The organism is Veillonella sp. 3310 (assembly GCF_003999875.1).
Taxonomy (GTDB): Bacteria; Bacillota; Negativicutes; order Veillonellales; family Veillonellaceae; genus F0422.
The window spans coordinates 267,365-284,185 of the sequence record NZ_RQVJ01000002.1 but is presented as its reverse complement, the minus strand read 5'-3'; the positions used below and the strand labels follow the sequence as shown (position 1 = coordinate 284,185).

The 16,821-nt window shown below is 40.0% G+C and carries 15 protein-coding genes and 1 tRNA gene; 1 reads left to right on the top strand and 15 read right to left on the bottom strand.

All coding sequences use genetic code 11. From position 1 onward, the window contains the following. Window positions 1-47 precede the first annotated feature (47 nt). The 7 genes from rplL to rpmG form a co-directional block, all read right to left on the bottom strand. The gene (gene rplL, locus EO127_RS04875) at window positions 48-419 is read right to left on the bottom strand and encodes a 50S ribosomal protein L7/L12 (protein WP_127068185.1); all 372 of its coding nucleotides are present in this window, start codon (window positions 417-419) and stop codon (window positions 48-50) included. Window positions 420-471: 52 nt separating this feature from the next. Beyond that, the gene (rplJ, locus tag EO127_RS04870; RefSeq protein ID WP_126939438.1) at window positions 472-975 is read right to left on the bottom strand and encodes a 50S ribosomal protein L10; all 504 of its coding nucleotides are present in this window, start codon (window positions 973-975) and stop codon (window positions 472-474) included. Window positions 976-1,156: 181 nt separating this feature from the next. Further along, complete coding sequence (gene rplA / locus EO127_RS04865; RefSeq protein WP_126939437.1) at window positions 1,157-1,867, bottom strand: 50S ribosomal protein L1; 711 nt, start codon at window positions 1,865-1,867, stop codon at window positions 1,157-1,159. Between the two features lie 71 nt (window positions 1,868-1,938). Then, window positions 1,939-2,364 carry a 50S ribosomal protein L11 gene (gene rplK, locus EO127_RS04860; RefSeq protein ID WP_062401677.1) on the bottom strand — a complete coding sequence of 142 codons (426 nt, stop codon included), beginning with the start codon at window positions 2,362-2,364 and terminating at the stop codon, window positions 1,939-1,941. 105 nt (window positions 2,365-2,469) lie between these two features. Next, the gene (gene nusG / locus EO127_RS04855; protein ID WP_127068181.1) at window positions 2,470-3,006 is read right to left on the bottom strand and encodes a transcription termination/antitermination protein NusG; all 537 of its coding nucleotides are present in this window, start codon (window positions 3,004-3,006) and stop codon (window positions 2,470-2,472) included. A gap of 12 nt (window positions 3,007-3,018) precedes the next feature. Continuing rightward, on the bottom strand, window positions 3,019-3,243 hold the full coding sequence (gene secE / locus EO127_RS04850; RefSeq protein ID WP_126939435.1) for a preprotein translocase subunit SecE: 225 nt from the start codon (window positions 3,241-3,243) through the stop codon (window positions 3,019-3,021). Between the two features lie 35 nt (window positions 3,244-3,278). Beyond that, window positions 3,279-3,428 (bottom strand): 50S ribosomal protein L33, encoded by a 150-nt coding sequence (rpmG, locus tag EO127_RS04845; protein ID WP_062401675.1) that lies wholly within the window; start codon window positions 3,426-3,428, stop codon window positions 3,279-3,281. Between the two features lie 240 nt (window positions 3,429-3,668). Here rpmG and EO127_RS04840 point away from each other — a divergent pair. Continuing rightward, window positions 3,669-3,744: transfer RNA gene (locus EO127_RS04840), tRNA-Lys, on the top strand. A gap of 179 nt (window positions 3,745-3,923) precedes the next feature. Here EO127_RS04840 and EO127_RS04835 read toward each other — a convergent pair. The 8 genes from EO127_RS04835 to mobB all read right to left on the bottom strand — a co-directional run bounded on the left by EO127_RS04835 (window position 3,924) and on the right by mobB (window position 16,808). Continuing rightward, complete coding sequence (locus EO127_RS04835; protein WP_127448235.1) at window positions 3,924-5,225, bottom strand: Na+/H+ antiporter family protein; 1,302 nt, start codon at window positions 5,223-5,225, stop codon at window positions 3,924-3,926. A 22-nt stretch (window positions 5,226-5,247) separates the two neighbouring features. Continuing rightward, the gene (locus EO127_RS04830; protein ID WP_127448234.1) at window positions 5,248-8,256 is read right to left on the bottom strand and encodes an AAA family ATPase; all 3,009 of its coding nucleotides are present in this window, start codon (window positions 8,254-8,256) and stop codon (window positions 5,248-5,250) included. Window positions 8,257-8,286: 30 nt separating this feature from the next. Further along, window positions 8,287-8,907, bottom strand: a complete 621-nt coding sequence (locus EO127_RS04825; RefSeq protein ID WP_127448233.1) for a cyclodeaminase/cyclohydrolase family protein — start codon at window positions 8,905-8,907, stop codon at window positions 8,287-8,289. 8 nt (window positions 8,908-8,915) lie between these two features. Then, window positions 8,916-10,586: a formate--tetrahydrofolate ligase gene (locus tag EO127_RS04820; protein ID WP_127448232.1), complete on the bottom strand. Its 1,671-nt coding sequence runs from the start codon at window positions 10,584-10,586 to the stop codon at window positions 8,916-8,918. Between the two features lie 249 nt (window positions 10,587-10,835). After that, window positions 10,836-12,143: a dicarboxylate/amino acid:cation symporter gene (locus EO127_RS04815; protein WP_127448231.1), complete on the bottom strand. Its 1,308-nt coding sequence runs from the start codon at window positions 12,141-12,143 to the stop codon at window positions 10,836-10,838. A 773-nt stretch (window positions 12,144-12,916) separates the two neighbouring features. Next, the gene (locus tag EO127_RS04810) at window positions 12,917-14,230 is read right to left on the bottom strand and encodes a dicarboxylate/amino acid:cation symporter (protein ID WP_127448230.1); all 1,314 of its coding nucleotides are present in this window, start codon (window positions 14,228-14,230) and stop codon (window positions 12,917-12,919) included. Window positions 14,231-14,424: 194 nt separating this feature from the next. Further along, window positions 14,425-15,663, bottom strand: coding sequence for a molybdopterin molybdotransferase MoeA (locus EO127_RS04805; protein ID WP_127448229.1), 1,239 nt, complete (start codon window positions 15,661-15,663; stop codon window positions 14,425-14,427). Beyond that, window positions 15,663-16,808, bottom strand: coding sequence for a molybdopterin-guanine dinucleotide biosynthesis protein B (gene mobB, locus EO127_RS04800; protein WP_127448228.1), 1,146 nt, complete (start codon window positions 16,806-16,808; stop codon window positions 15,663-15,665). Before mobB ends, EO127_RS04805 begins: the two co-directional genes overlap by 1 nt. Window positions 16,809-16,821 lie beyond the last annotated feature (13 nt).

The window sequence follows — 16,821 nt, the reverse complement described above, 5'->3', positions numbered from 1 at the left end:
AAACCCCTCGAACACAAATGTTCAAGGGGTTTTAACTAGCGAATCAATTATTTCAATTCGATTGTAGCGCCAGCTTCTTCTAATTTAGCTTTTAAAGCTTCAGCGTCAGCAGCAGCTACGCCTTCTTTTACAGGAGCAGGAGCGCCGTCAACGATAGCTTTAGCTTCTTTCAAGCCTAAACCAGTAGCTTCACGTACAACTTTGATTACGTTGATTTTGGAAGCACCAGCGTCTTTAAGAATTACGTCGAATTCGGATTTAGCGTCAGCGCCGCCAGCAGCAGCACCAGCAGCAGCTACAGCTACAGGAGCAGCAGCAGTTACGCCGAATTTGTCTTCGATTGCTTTTACAAGATCGTTAAGTTCTAAAATAGTTGCAGTTTCTAATTCAGCAACGATGTTTTCGATGTTCAATGCCATGATTGATATCCTCCATTTTTGATATATGTTTTCTTAGTTAATTGTGTTGCTATTATGCAACAGTTTCGTCTTTTGCTTCCGCAACAGCTTTTACTGCGTACGCTACATTGCGAACTGGAGCTTGAAGCACGGAAAGAAGCATGGAAAGCATACCTTCGCGGTTCGGCAAGTTTGCAATTTCTTGTACTTTAGCAGCGTCAAGAACTTCACCTTCCACAATACCAGCTTTTACAGTTAAAGCTTCAGTTTTTGTATCTTTAATGAAGTTTTCAAGAATACGAGCTGGAGCTACAGCGTCTGTGCTAGAAGTTGCTAATGCAGTAGGACCTTCTAAATGCTCAGAGAAAGCTTCGTAGCCTAATTCGTTAGCAGCGATGCGAGTCAAAGTATTTTTAATTACTTTGTATTCTACACCTTCAGCCAAGAATTTACGACGAAGATCTGTTACTTGAGCAACAGTCAAACCGCTATAACCAACTAATACAGCACCTTTCGCTTGAGAAAGAGTTTCTTTCATTTGAGCTACAACTGCTTGTTTTTGTTGAGTGACAGCCATTAGAATACCTCCTTGTAGATTTTTGGTGATTTTCTATGTACTATCTTAGCGTAAAAACGACCTCAACGAAGACGTTGAGGTCGAGAACCATTCCATAATAGATTGGATTCAGCCTCAGCGGGCGAGTTTCCTCATTAAATCAGATGATGCCAGCCGTCTACAGCTAAGAGAACATATATAATTATTGTTCCTTGTTAGTGCTTGTTAATTTAAACACGTTCATAGGAACGCCAGGACCCATAGTGGAGCTAAGTGTCACAGTTTTAATGTATTGACCTTTAGCTGCTGCAGGTTTAGCTTTAACAATAGTATCAACGATTGTACGGAAATTGTCAAGTAATTTCGCATCGTCGAAAGATGCTTTACCGATAGGACAAGCAATAATACCAGCTTTGTCTGTACGGTATTCGATTTTACCTGCTTTAATTTCGCTAACAGCACGAGCTACGTCAGGTGTTACAGTACCAACTTTAGGGTTTGGCATTAAGCCTTTAGGACCTAAAATTTTACCTAAACGACCAACTTGGCCCATCATGTCAGGAGTAGCTACAACAACGTCGAAGTCGCTGAAACCACCTTGTACTTTTGCTACTAATTCTTCGGAACCAACGATATCTGCGCCAGCATCCTCAGCTTCTTTAATTTTGTCGCCTTTCGCAAATACGAGTACGCGTTGAGTTTTACCTGTACCATGTGGTAATACAACGGCACCACGAACTTGTTGATCAGCGTATTTAGGATCGACGTTTAAATTGAAAGCGATTTCGATTGTTTCGTCGAATTTTGCAGTGGCAGTTTTCTTAACTAATTCAATACCTTCTACTGGTTCGTAGAATTTATCTGCTTCGATAAGTTTTACTGCTTCAGCATATTTCTTACCTACTTTTGCCATTTTTATTCCTCCTTATGTGGTGTAACGGGATGTCCCTCCCACCGATATGTGAGTCACATACCGTACGCTAATTAATCAACGATTTCAATGCCCATGCTACGTGCAGTACCTTCTACCATACGCATAGCTTGCTCAACAGTGTTAGCATTTAGGTCAGGCATTTTAAGTTCAGCGATTTCACGAACTTTATCGCGACCAACTTTAGCTACTTTATCACGGTTAGGTACTCCAGATCCTTTTGGGATACCTGCTGCTTTTTTCAATAAAACTGCAGCTGGTGGAGTTTTTGTGATGAAAGTGAAGCTTCTATCTTCGTATACAGTAATAACAACTGGGATGATAAGACCAGCTTGTTGAGCTGTTCTTTCGTTAAATTCTTTAACGAAGCCCATGATGTTAACACCTGCTTGACCCAAAGCTGGACCAATCGGTGGCGCTGGACTCGCTTTACCAGCCTCGCACTGTAATTTCACAACTTTACTAACTTTTTTAGCCATGGTGATTACACCTCCTTGCGTCAAAATGTGGTGGTAACGGAGCGAAATTGCCCCTCCCACTGGCAACCTCCCGGCCGCCTAAAAAGGTTAGAGTTATATAATATATTAAAGAATTTTCTCAACTTGAGAATATTCTACCTCTACTGGGGTTTCACGATTAAACATCTCTACGTTCAAACGTAGTTTTGCATGTTCGTGATTGATTTCAGTAATAACGCCTGTTCTATCTTCAAAGGCACCGGATGTAATTCGGACAGTTTCTCCTACTTCAACATCAAGAGTTTGTACTGGTTCTTGATCTAAACCTTGAGACTTCAAGATATAAGCTACTTCAGAATCAGATAGTGGCACTGGCTTTGTTACAGAACCAACAAATCCTGTAACACCTGGTGTATTACGCACCACGTACCAAGATTCGTCATTCACTTCCATTTCTACCAGCACATAGCCTGGAAAGACTTTGCGTTTTACTACTTTTTTTACGCCATCTTTTTCGTCGATTTCATCTTCCATCGGAATTAAGATGCGAGAAATCACATCTTCCATCCCCATAGCTTGAACTTTCAACTCCAAAGTGGTTTTTACTTTGTTTTCGTAGCCTGAGTAAGTATGTAAGACATACCACTTTTTATCTGTTCCCATCAAAAAGGCCTCCTACCTTACAGCACTCTTTAACAATTTAAAAAGTTCTGCAAACACTGTGTCAACGATACCAATAATAGCAGAAATAATAATTACCGCTACAAATACTGCAATCGTATAGTTCACAAGTTCTTTTTTCGTAGGCCAGACTACTTTCTTGAGCTCAGAGCGCACTTCACGAACGAATTTACCGTTATTGTTTTGTTGTGCTTGAGCTTTTGAATTAGTTCCTGCCATGATATCACATCCTCACGTCAACAAATAATTAAAAATTATTTTGTTTCACGGTGTAACGTGTGTTTACCACAGAATTTACAGAATTTATTCATTTCAATACGATCTGGGTTATTTTTTTTGTTTTTGTTTGTCTGATAGTTACGTTGCTTGCATTCAGTACAAGCCATTGTTACTGCGTTACGCATCAGTTTACACCTCTCTTTAAAGTGCCTAGACGGCTATTACTTCATAAACATACTAATATAGACTACCACAAGTGGAAGTCTATGTCAAATGCAATCTAAAAAAGCCAGGCAATTCCTGACTCCTCTATTATTACATAGAACCTATTAAATAGCAAGTAATTTCCTATGTGATTTCTAAATTTTTCGTTTACAAAATTGAATGATAGGACTATAATAAAACCATACTTTAACTTATCTTATGGAACACTAGCTCAGCTGGCAGAGCATCTGACTCTTAATCAGAGGGTCCAGGGTTCGAACCCCTGGTGTTCCACCACACTTAGAACCGTACAACTGTGCGGTTCTTTTGTTATGTAGCACTAAAATTGATTATCGCAACTTTTTCAAGTTGACCCCAGTTTGACCCCAGTTTGACCCCAGCTTACTTGATTTTATAAAATACGATAAAGGACTGTCGTACAATGTATTTCTACATTTTGTGACAGTCCTTTTGTATTATAACACCAGCGCCCCTACAACACCACCGATTAACAAAGTAATGTCATAGAATATAAACGTTGGTACGCAAGTATCCCATATATGATTATGTTGTCCATCTGCATTGAGTCCTGATGTAGGTCCTAATGTAGAATCTGATGCAGGTGACCCCGCATCACCTAGTGCCGCTGCAATACCGATTAGCAAAATAATAGCTGGCACAGAAAATCCTAAATGCAATCCCATAGGGATATATATGGACGCAATAACAGGAATCGTACCAAAGGATGTACCAATACCCATAGTAATCAGTAGTCCTACAACGAGCATCACGATAGCTCCAACTAATTTGGAGTCAATAATAGATACTGTGGCTGCTACTAAATGTTCTACAGAGTTTGTTTCTCGTAATACATTTGCATAACCTGCTGCAATTAACATAACAAAGGCTATAGTCCCCATCATGCGAATACCGCCATCCACATCTTCATCCATTTTAGACCATTTGATAAGTCCTGTCGCAAAAAATACTGCCAATCCAGCAAGAGCACCTATAGGTAGGGATTTAAAATAGAGCTGCGCCACAAAGGCTACCGCTGCTCCTACCAAACCTTTCCAACAATCCGCCGTCATACGAGATGCTTCATCGGTACTTTCTTCTTGTACTACGGCAATATCTTTATACTCACGGTTTCGACTATAGTACACAATGGCAAGCAATAATCCTACCACCATCGATATACCACCAATCCACATAACAGAAGCTATATCTGAAATAGATACATTCACGCCGTTAGCTACCATTTGATCTTTGATAATGGTCATAAACAGTAAGCCAAAGCCAACTGGCAATGATACATAAGGTGCTTTTAGACCAAATGTTAAGGCGCATGCGACTGCTCTACGATCTAATTTCATACGATTCATAACCACTAATAGAGGTGGAATCAAAATAGGAATAAAAGCGATGTGCACAGGAATTAAATTTTGTGAAAAACAGGATACAAAGGCGATGAGCAAGGTAAATGCCACTTTTTTTGTACCTACAATATTGGTAATCTTTTTAGTCACAACTGTGGCTAGCCCCGATCGACCAATGACAATGGCTAAGGCGCCCAATAAAATATAACTAAATGCGGTTTCTGAATTGCCACCCATACCACCGATTAAAGACTCAATCGTAGTGGTTACCGTCATGCCCCCTGCCAGACCTGCTACCAATGAAGCTACGATAACTGATAACAACACGTTAAATCGCAGCAAACACAGAATCGACATGGCGATGACTGATAAGACTATGGGATTTAACACTATATCCATGTAGGATCTCCTTCTTTTGTACTTACTCGGCTTGGAGCAACTGTGTTAGGTACGTTCGTTCCCATACATCTCCATAGCCATCTAATTGTTGCAATGCTATTGTACCATAGGTAGCCAAACTTTCAGAAAACGCTTGGTCCACCTCTGCACTAGGATACTCAGTTTTGAGGAAATAAATAGCCCAATGCACGCGCCCAACTTCTTGTCCATGTTGCTCTACTACGCCATGAGATTGGGCAGATTCCAAATAGGTCACAGCTGTATGTATATCCCCTTGAATTCGTGCTAACAACCCAAGGTACGCCTCAATAGTCGGTCTCCGTCGACTTATGGTATATTGCAAGCATAATTCATAGGACTTTTGAAAATACGTGGTCGCTAATTCATACTTCTGCAATGCAAAGGCAGTCATACCCGCATTGGTGGCAAATACAATCCATGAACTATATAACTCTGTTTTGTCGCAGTAGTCTAATGCTTTTTGATACATCTCTAATGCTGTCTCTAGACGAGACCGACTTTTTTCAATATCTCCCAAGTAGTTATACGCAGCCCCAATATTGATAGCATATCTGCGCGCTACCGTTTGGGTTACCGAGAATAATCGTATGGATTCTGTTAAGAGCGGAGCAGCTTGCTCTACTGCACCTTCCATAATGAAAGCCAATGCTTTCAATCGCAGTATAACACCTATTTCTTTTTTGAAATGATACTGTTCTGCTAGGTCCAACGCCTTGGACGTGTATTGATGTATTTCAAGAACATGGCGCATTTGTAAGTGATAATAAATCATCTCTTTATAAGCTTTCAACTTATAATTTGATGCTTCTTGCTCTGTACTTTCTTCTAATAATTCTTGAAAGTATCGTAAACCTCGTTCTTTATCACCGATACTCATATAGTATTTGCCTGCTCCATATAAATAAGGTAATTCTAAAGCACGTACGTCTGGCACATCTCCATATAATGTGTATACACGCTCTAACTCATCTTCTATTTCCTGTAAGGCTTTCCCCGTTACTTCTCCCATAAAGTACCCTGCATAGACAGAGGATAATTCTCCTACCCCAAGTTCTGGAGAGGCATCTTTATTAAAGTTTAAATAATGCATAAAGGACTTCAATTTATACATTAGAGCTTTTTGGTATTGTCCCGCTTCACGGAAGTGAAACTCCAATTGCTTATAGCGAATCATATCTTCCTTGGAGTGAGTCAATCGTTTTTCCCAGGCTTCCCCTAAATAGGCATGTAAAATTTGACGCCGGTCCACTGCCATTTGGTCCCGTAAATACTCTTTGCACTTATATTGACGCAAACTGTATTGCACTTCACCATGTTGTGTACGATAATCAATGAACCCTTTCCTTTCCAATTCCTCTAAAGTTTGTAAAAGGCGCAATTTATCCAAGCCCATATAGTATTCAATCATGCCCAATGGTGCTTCATTGTAGAATAAGCTGATAAAATCCACCAATTTTCGCTCTTCTTCCGATAAAGTATCACATTTCTTGCTATATAGTAGTTCCATATCTTTGGTCAAACCATAAATGGAGCCATATTCTTTCCATAGTTGCATACTTTCTATGAGCACCAACAGACTGCCTCGACTGACTTCTACTAATTGATCCACTATGTCTGTATCCTGTAACGTAGGTTCTCGGTCGAGAATAAAGGCTCGCATTCGTTCGTCTGATAAAGGCAACAAGGAAATACTTTGTAATGCTTTCTGCCGTTCTAAACTTTGCAAGGTTCGTCGATGCATACCTTTTACTTCATCTACGTCAGTGACAATCATCATAAGACGTTCAGAACTATGATGTAAGAGCAACAAACTCAACAAAGAAAAACTTAAGGAGTCCATCCACTGCACATCCTCAAAGATCAATGTGAAAGGAATTTCTTCCGACACCTGTTCTAGCAAATTTGATACTGCTTGGTACACCACATCAAAAGGCAATGCTTCCGTCACTTCTAAAAACCCTAAATCTCGAGCCATACGACGGTCTAACTGCGGAAAGATTTCATAAATACGGCGTAATTCGATATTTTCCAGACCTTGTAATTCGATTTCTTCCAGTATCTTTCCTACAATAGGAATCCACGCATGCAATAGCAAGCCTTGTTCCTCTTCATAACATTGGCTTTCTAACACACATCGATAGGGTTCTACTCTATCTCGTATATATTCTACGAGACTTGTTTTACCGCTTCCTGTATCTCCTGTGATACGCAAGGCTAATGGGGTATCCTCAAAATAGTGCAAATACTTTTGTACCTCCCCTGCTTCCGCATCACGGCCTTTCAACATTGTATGTTCGACAAAAGATACTGCCTCTTGCTTTTGCACATTCGGTAAATGCATAGCTTCCCGAAGCGAATTAGGTACACTTTCATCTAAATCATCTGCATAAATACATTGTAGTTGATGGTATAATTGTTTTCCCATGGTCGTGAAACCTTGGCTCATGATCAGTTCCAAAATTGCACTAAACCGCTCTTCGTTATAGGGATCATAGGACAATAGGACCGGAATATATCGCTCAATGCAGGCGATATTTTTTTCCTCAATTCCTGTGTCTACTAGGTCATAAACCGCCTCCATATACATGGATTTTAATCGACTTCGTTCCCCTAAATACCAGTCCTCATAGGCCTCTGCATCTTTTACATAAAACCCTTGTAAAAATTCCCCTTTGTAAATATCTATATATTGTTTAGGATTCCTTTGAAATTGATGGACATCCACATAGATATGCGACGTGGGATTCCATTGTAATACAGCATTTCTCGGTGATACAAATACATCTGCCCCCAATAGCTTTTTTGCCTCATAAATGGCATTTCTTAAGTTTTTTCTGGCGTTGACCTCTGATTTTTCCGGCCACAATAAACCACTGATTTCATCTCGGAGGGCTACTCCTTTCACCACCATATAATAAATGAGCGCTTGCACTTTGCCATACGTAAAAAAGACATCTTGCCCATCTACTTGTATCCGTGGTGTCCCTAATAAATGAATTTCTATCCCCATATGATTTCCTTCATTCCATTATGATGCGTCTTATAACTTAGCAAGACCTAACAATCGTTGTTCCTCTGTATCTAACACAGATTCTATCTCTTCCATGCTGTGTGCCAATTGTTTTACAAACTCCGCATCCTGTATAGAGCCTAGATTGATTTTTACATTTAAAAAAGCACTCTTCACAGCGGCTTTTGCATTAATGACAGCAATCATTCCATCCGTAATGGCATTAGCATTTCCTTTTACAATGACTGTTTCCGCCAATGGTAATAAGGTATACGCCAATTTACCAATTTCATAAGGCACCAAGGCAGCTTGTTTCGTGGTTCGTTGTATTTCTGTTTTACGGAATGTTTTTTCTTCTTCTGTTTCTTTCGGCAGTTTGAAAGCTCCCATTAACTCCATAAAAGCAGCACTATCTTTATTGATATAGTACACAAACTCTTCTTTCACTTGGCACATAGCTTCTTGAATGCTTTTCATTTCCTCGTGAACCGCTTCATACTTTGCATTCCCAATCGTTAAATTCGCTACCATTTCAATTAAAGCCGCTGCGGTAGCTCCATTAATAGCTGCCACGCTACCGCCACCTGGAGCGGGTGCACTAGAACCAAGGTCACGAATAAAGTCTAATACAGATGCGTTATGTAATTCCATCATTCCTCCTAAAATAATCCTTTAATAGTCCCCTCTGCAGTGACATCCATACCAAGGGCTGCCGGTTGTTTCGGCAATCCTGGCATGACCATAATATTACTTGTTTGACACACAATAAACCCAGCTCCATTAGCAATCCGTACATCTTGTACAGTGATGGTAAAATCGGTAGGAGCTCCTAGTAACTCTGGATTATCACTTAAGGAGTATTGTGTTTTTGCCACACATACTGGTAAATCCGCCAGTCCCCAGTCTTCTAATTGCGCAATTTGCTTTTTCGCTGCACTGGTAAATTCTACACCATTACCACCATAAATTTCTTTTACAATCGCCGTTAACTTATTAGGGATACTATCTTTCACATCGTATAAAGCAGTTGGCTTAATGTATGTTCCTTCCAACATCCCCATCACTTGTTTCGCCATATCAATACCGCCAGCGCCACCTTTTTCCCAGCATTCATTAAGGCTCACATCCACACCATAGTGATCACATAATTGTAATAACGCATCGATTTCCGCTGGTGTATCTGTAGCAAATTTATTAATGCTCACTAATACTGGCAAGCCAAAGGCTCTCATATTGGCAATTTGTTTTCCTAGGTTCACAAATCCCCGTTCTAAAGCTTTTACATTTTCTTTGGTCAACTCTGATTTTGGCACGCCTCCATGCATTTTTAAAGCTCGAATAGTCGCTACGATGACCACCGCATCAGGGAAGATATCTCCATAATGACATTTAATATGCAAGAATTTTTCTGCCCCTAAGTCGGCGCCAAACCCCGCTTCTGTAATGACTACATCACCTAATTTTAATCCTAGCTTAGTAGCAATGATCGAATTACATCCATGAGCAATATTCGCAAATGGCCCACCATGAATCAATACTGGAGTATGCTCTAACGTTTGTACTAAGTTCGGTTTGATAGCATCTTTCATAAGGAGTGCCATCGCCCCTTCACAACCCAATTGGTGGACAAACACAGGCTCTCCAGATAGGTTTGTACCAATGACAATACGACCAAATCGTGCTTTTAAATCTTCTAAATCACGAGCCAAGCATAAAATAGCCATAATTTCAGAGGCTACGGTAATCATAAAATGATCTTCCCGTGGTACACCACTCATAGGTCCACCCATGCCAATGACCACATTGCGCAAAGCACGATCATTCATATCTAATACACGTTTCCAACTAATACGACGTACGTCAATTTGTAGTGCATTACCTTGGAAAATATGATTGTCAATCATTGCAGATAATAGGTTATTAGCCGCCGTAATGGCATGCATATCTCCTGTAAAATGAAGGTTAATATCCTCCATTGGCACTACCTGCGCATAACCACCACCAGCAGCACCACCTTTAACGCCAAACACAGGGCCCAAGGATGGTTCACGCAACACGGCAATACTATTTACACCAATTTGTTGTAAAGCTTGTGTCAATCCAATCGTGGTGGTAGACTTGCCTTCCCCTGCTGGTGTAGGTGTGATGGCTGTGACTAGTACCAACTTACCATTGGGTGCATCTTGCAAACGTTCCATCGCGTCAAAGGATACTTTTGCTTTATATTTTCCATATAATTCCAATTCATCTTCTGTTAGATTGCATCCTTTAGCAATCTCTACAATTGGTTTCATCTCAGCTTGTTGAGCAATTTCAATATCACTTAACATGTGTCTCCCTCCTTATGTATCCCCATGCACTTGCATGGCTGTAACAACCTTACTACAATTCTTTATCTTTACAAACTGCCATACTTTTCACTAGTACTATAGTAAAGAAATAGTTTATTATGAACATCATACAACGAATTTACATATTTCGTCTATTAATAAATGCAAAAAACATATCTATAACAAGTTATAAAAACACCATATATACCTGTGAAAGATACATATGGTGCCTAGATATTTTATATTCTATTATGCATGTGTGTTCGCCATAGCTTCTAAATGTTTTTGCTCTAATGCAGCTACTTCTTCATCTGTTAATGGATGTTCGATATGTCGGGTCAATGTTTCAGCAGACACTTCATGTTCCCAACGGCCTACGATAGCCGCTGCAATGCAGTTACCTAATAAGTTACATACGGTACGGCCCATATCTAAGACACGGTCAATGCCTAAAATTAAAGCTAAGCCTTCCACTGGAAGTCCAAAAGCTGCGCTAGTAGCGGCTACTACAATCAAGGAACCTCCTGGTACACCTGCAATCCCTTTAGTGGATAACATCAAGGTAATCATCATTAAAATTTGTTGATCAATAGGGAATGGCATGCCATACACTTGTGCAATAAATACAACTGCTAATGCAGAATACAATGTAGAGCCATCTAAGTTGAATGTATACCCTAAAGGAAGTACAAAACTTACAATGTGATTCGGAATCCCCATCTTTTTCAATTTTTCCATAGCAATTGGTAAAGCCGCTTCCGATGCAGCGGTTGTAAACGCTAGGATAGTCGGCTCTTTCAGTGCGAAAAATAATTTAAATAAATTCACTTTTGTTAAGGCCGATGCAATGCCCAGTACGATAGTAAGGAACACAATTAGCCCTGCATATAAAGTAAATACTAATTTTAATAATGGAATCAGCATTTCAATCCCAAAGGCACCTACTGTATACGCAATAGCACCAAAAATACCGATAGGGGAAATATACATGACATAATGAGTCACTTTAAACATGATGTGGGCTATACTTTTTGATAAGTCTACAATTTGTTTTCCCTCTTTACCCAAGCTTGCGGCTGCAATAGCAAACATACAGCTAAAGAAGATAATTTGTAACATATCTCCGCGAGCCATGGCATCAATAATATTGGTTGGAATAATATTCACTAACATTTGCACATGGTCCATTTGACCTTTGGAGGCTGCTTTGTTAACGATATCTGTAGCGCCACCACTCGCTGTCAAATTCACACCTACTCCTGGCTCTACAACGTTCACGGCAAACAACGCAATAAATAGCGCCAGCGTAGTAGCTAATTCAAACCATAGAATCGCTTTTCCCCCAAGACGACCTAATTTTTTAAAATTCCCTGTGCCAGCGATCCCCATTACTAGGGAGCTAAAAATTAAAGGTACTACGATCATTTTAATCATGCGAATAAATACATCACCTAAAGGTTTTAATTGTTTCGCAAAATCTGGTGCCACTGCACCTACTAACACGCCAGCCAAGAGGCCGATGCCTATCCACCCGGACAGTCCAATTTTCTTTAACATAGTATAGAATCTCCTTTTTACATACCAATACTTGCTCAGGTTATATAAAAAGAGGCGATGGTGTACAAGTACAGAATGTCTCTTTCAAAACCTATCCTAAAATTCTATAGAAAGTATTATAACAAATCCTTTACAGAGATACAACAGTACAATTAGTGCACACAAAAAATATACAAATCTTTTTTCAAGAAATTTTTAATAAAAAGTTTTATATTTTGACATTCTTTTGACGTTTCTAGTTTATACTACACATAAAGAGTAGCAACACTATGATACTCTCTTTCTTGTGAAGTGATGTACGTATATTATAAACTCCTCAACTCCTTTTATAGGGCCTCATAATATATGTATACGACATAACCAACTACCTCTACCATGCTACCTCTATGGTATGTCGTGTATAGATAGACATCCTTCATTCACATCTTTAGGTCTTCTCCTCTACTCTTCCCTACAGATGACCTAAAGAACTCTATCAACAAATACCATGAACATCTCAAAGATGGTCATGGTATTTTTTCTTGTCTGGCTTACTTTTTTATTCCACCGTTCCAAGGACCTTTCTACCTCCCTATTTCCTTATACGTAACTATATAGTCTACTATCACAATATGTCAAAAGGGCCTGTAACAAAATGTACATATTTACATTTACCTATAAAATATAAAAAATAGAGGAAAGTTGATACTTTTTGATCAACTTTCCTCTGTTTTATTTGGCTCTATTTTGTTACAGCCCCTTATGTACTATTTCAATGCTATCAGTAAAACTAATTATGCCTGTTGTTTACCAACATGTTCAAAACTAGCTTGTTCTAATGCCTCGACTTCTTCGTCAGTCAACGGATGTTCCATTAACTCTGTTAAGCGTTCCGCAGATACTTCGTTTTCCCAACGACCTACAATGGCTGCTGCTAGACAGTTACCAGATAAGTTACATACCGTACGAGCCATATCTAGGATACGGTCTACACCAAGAATTAAGGCTAAGCCTTCTACTGGCAAGCCAAAGGCTGCTGCTGTTCCGGCAATAACGATCAAGGATGCCCCCGGTACTGCGGCAATCCCTTTGGTAGACAACATCAATGTTAATACCATCAACAATTGTTGTTCAATAGGGAATGGTATCCCGTACACTTGGGAGATAAACACCACTGCTAGAGAAGAATACAATGTGGATCCATCCAAGTTAAATGTGTATCCCAACGGTAACACAAAACTTACCACTTGGTTTGGAATGCCTACTTTTTTTAATTTTTCCATCGCAATTGGCAACGCAGCTTCAGAAGCCGCTGTAGAGAATGCTAACACGATTGGCTCTTTCAACACTTTACCAAGTTTGAATAAGTTAACTTTCGTAAAGAAAGAACCGATTGCAATCACAATAATTAAGAATAATGCCAAACCACCATATAATGTAAACACAAGTTTCAACAATGGTACTAGCATACCTAATCCGAAGTTACCTACTGTGTACGCAATGGCACCGAAGATACCAATAGGAGACACATACATTACATAGTGTGTCACTTTGAACATGATGTGTGCTAAATCTTTGGAAAGCTCAACAATTTGTTTTCCTTCTTTACCAATACTTGCTGCAGCAATGGCAAACATACAGCTAAAGAAGATAATTTGCAACATATCACCACGAGCCATGGCATCTACGATATTCGTTGGAATGATGTTTACCAACATTTGGATATGATCCATCTCACCCTTCGCAGCCGCTTTATTAGCAATATCTACCGCATTACCAGTAGCTGTTAGGTTAACGCCTACGCCCGGTTCAAATACGTTAACTACAAATAAACCTACAAATAATGCAATCGTAGTGGCAATTTCAAACCATAAAATGGCTTTGCCCCCTAAACGACCTAATTTCTTAAAGTCACCTGTACCAGCAATACCCATTACAAGGGAACTAAAAATCAACGGTACTACGATCATTTTAATCATACGAATAAATACATCACCTAATGGTTTTAATTGTTTTGCAAAATCTGGTGCTACTGAACCTACTAGTACGCCCGCTAATAGGCCAATGACAATCCAACCAGATAAGCCAAGTCTTTTTAGTACTGCCATAGAATCTCCTTTTTCTTAATACTACCCTTTAAAAGACCATACAAAAAGAGGCACAGGGTACGTGTACGATGTGTCTCTTTGCAGACCTTACTTATAAAATTCTATAGAATTATTATATCAAATTATTTCTATTTCCACAAGATTACTTCTTATAAAATAGAGTTTTTATTCATATTATTGTTTCTTTATTCTGTTTATCGACTAAAAGGGAACACTTTCACTATAGAACCCCGCTCTAGTCGTTCACTATTACCAGGAATCTTGATCAATCCATTTGCTACTGATAAAGCTTTTAAACCACCTGAGGTCATCCCTAAATTAGGATAGGCCCAGCAAGAGCCTCCTTTATACAGAATATGCCCTTGATAATAACGATCTAATGGATGTTTTCTATCTACAACTTCACCTAGGTGGCAATCTATCCAACGACGTATCACCGTCCGTCCAGATAAGCGTTCCAACACAGGCAACACCAATAAATAAAACTGATTCATTGCTGCTGTAGGATTTCCAGATAAGCCCATACACCATGTATGATGTCCCCTAGCTGTAATAATACCTCCAAAAGAAGCTGCTCCTGGACGCATCTGTAAACGTCGATACAATGTATTAGCGCCTAAACGTTCATACAATTCCGGCATCGTATCATAGTCACCTACAGATACACCGCCAGTGCTAACAATCATATCTACTGGTCCCAATGTATCTAGCATATGTTGTACAGTGGCAATATTACCATCTACCGTACCTGGCGCATCTGACAAATGAGCTACTCCCACCACATCAACGCCTAGTGCATATAAAGTACCTTCTAGTAAATACCGATTGGAATTATAAATATGCCCTACTCGTAGTGTCTCAGTTGGATCTTGTACTTCACGGCCTGTGGTGAGCACAATCACTCTTGGTTTTCGGTATACAGAGACTTCACTATATCCCTGCCCTGCTAAGGTCCCTACTTGCTCTGCTTCCAACACAGTACCAGCAGGCAATAATTCCTGACCAATTTGTATATCTTCCCCTGCGAGGATAATATGTTGACCTACTTCGATTCGACTAGGTACTATCACTTCTGTTTCATTACTCCAAGTTAGCGCTTCTTTTACTACCACTGTATCTGCCGTATCTGGTACCATGGCACCCGTCATAATATGGATTCCTTCACCGGGCTCTAATTGACCTTGAAACACTTCCCCTGCACCAATCGTCTCCAACATACGATATGACCTTGTATCAGCAGTATAACGAATAGCAATCCCATCCATGGCCGATCGCCTAAAAGGCGGATAATCCATCTTAGCTAGCGCCGTTGCCCCTAATACTCTGCCATAGGCTTGTCCAATAGGAACAGACTCTATCGCAAGGGTATACGCACTATCTGTAAAAGGAGCTTCTAATCGTTGCAAGCCTTCTTCTACTGTTACTACTTGCATTATAACAACTCCTTCAATATCCAATCTGCTAACCGTTCCATATCTTCCTCACTGAAATTGAACTGTTCACAAATCGTATTTCCTTCTAATGTGTCTTCTATATCTGTCACTACTGCTACAATCTCTTCTAACTGCGGCAGTCTCATTTCATTATGGTTTGCACGGACCACTTCAATGATCGGCGCCACTCCATGGCTGCGACTTTCTAAGAGTACTAAATCCACGGGCATTTCATTGGCCAACCGAATTAATTGTTGTTGACGTTGCATACTTTCACCATGGACCATCATCGCATATCCATTCGGTCCCGCTATGGCCACTGCCTTCGCCCCTGATTGACTAGCTTTCCATGTATCAGTGCCTTCCTTATCCATGGAAAATCCATGGCCATCACTTTTCACCATGCCCACCACAATGCCTCGCTCTGAAAGCGCCTTAATCAAAGCTGTAGCCACTGTAGTTTTCCCCGATTTAGATTGGCTTGCACTAATGGTCACAATCGGCACAGACCGTTCACGATTGGCAGATTTAGCTTTCGCCAATTTATAAGATAATCGAGTATTCACATTGCTATATAGCTCTGCTTCTTCACTCATATCCATTTCCATATAGGGAATCTTGTCCAAAATTCCATGCATAGATACATCTTCACCGTCTAGGGCTTCTTGAATCGTATCTAGTACGGACCGTTTATAAATGGCTGCCAACGGTTCGTACTCTTGCAAACCTACATAGGGAACCATGGCTAATAATTCTCCTTGGAAAAATGTATCGATATGCACTTCCCAAGATGGCAACCAGTGAAAGGAAAACCACGGCATATCTGCAGATACCACAATATAGGCTTCTCTAGTTCCTACTGAAAGAGCCGACTGCAATCCACTTAAAGGGCCTTTCATAGCAATCGTATCTGGCACTAATTGAATATCTCGGCCAAAGGAACGAGCCTCTTCAATAATATGTGCCTCTGACTCTTCTAATTCTCGATTGATGGAGACTAAAATTTCTCCACATTCTGTAAGGACCGCCTTGCGGAGCATTTCCCCTAACAAAGTTGTGCTACCCCAAGGCAATCTCGTCTTATCTGTTCCCATGCGAGTGCTAAGTCCACCCGCTAATACAATAATTCCTAATTCAGAAATCATACATATCTCCTGT

What these genes read in the sequence shown, in the direction of transcription:
- rplL (WP_127068185.1), bottom strand. Translation starts at nt 419, where the DNA reads ATGGCATTGAACATCGAAAACATCGTTGCTGAATTAGAAACTGCAACT.
- rplJ (WP_126939438.1), bottom strand. Translation starts at nt 975, where the DNA reads ATGGCTGTCACTCAACAAAAACAAGCAGTTGTAGCTCAAATGAAAGAA.
- rplA (WP_126939437.1), bottom strand. Translation starts at nt 1,867, where the DNA reads ATGGCAAAAGTAGGTAAGAAATATGCTGAAGCAGTAAAACTTATCGAA.
- rplK (WP_062401677.1), bottom strand. Translation starts at nt 2,364, where the DNA reads ATGGCTAAAAAAGTTAGTAAAGTTGTGAAATTACAGTGCGAGGCTGGT.
- nusG (WP_127068181.1), bottom strand. Translation starts at nt 3,006, where the DNA reads ATGGGAACAGATAAAAAGTGGTATGTCTTACATACTTACTCAGGCTAC.
- secE (WP_126939435.1), bottom strand. Translation starts at nt 3,243, where the DNA reads ATGGCAGGAACTAATTCAAAAGCTCAAGCACAACAAAACAATAACGGT.
- rpmG (WP_062401675.1), bottom strand. Translation starts at nt 3,428, where the DNA reads ATGCGTAACGCAGTAACAATGGCTTGTACTGAATGCAAGCAACGTAAC.
- EO127_RS04835 (WP_127448235.1), bottom strand. Translation starts at nt 5,225, where the DNA reads ATGGATATAGTGTTAAATCCCATAGTCTTATCAGTCATCGCCATGTCG.
- EO127_RS04830 (WP_127448234.1), bottom strand. Translation starts at nt 8,256, where the DNA reads ATGGGGATAGAAATTCATTTATTAGGGACACCACGGATACAAGTAGAT.
- EO127_RS04825 (WP_127448233.1), bottom strand. Translation starts at nt 8,907, where the DNA reads ATGGAATTACATAACGCATCTGTATTAGACTTTATTCGTGACCTTGGT.
- EO127_RS04820 (WP_127448232.1), bottom strand. Translation starts at nt 10,586, where the DNA reads ATGTTAAGTGATATTGAAATTGCTCAACAAGCTGAGATGAAACCAATT.
- EO127_RS04815 (WP_127448231.1), bottom strand. Translation starts at nt 12,143, where the DNA reads ATGTTAAAGAAAATTGGACTGTCCGGGTGGATAGGCATCGGCCTCTTG.
- EO127_RS04810 (WP_127448230.1), bottom strand. Translation starts at nt 14,230, where the DNA reads ATGGCAGTACTAAAAAGACTTGGCTTATCTGGTTGGATTGTCATTGGC.
- EO127_RS04805 (WP_127448229.1), bottom strand. Translation starts at nt 15,663, where the DNA reads ATGCAAGTAGTAACAGTAGAAGAAGGCTTGCAACGATTAGAAGCTCCT.
- mobB (WP_127448228.1), bottom strand. Translation starts at nt 16,808, where the DNA reads ATGATTTCTGAATTAGGAATTATTGTATTAGCGGGTGGACTTAGCACT.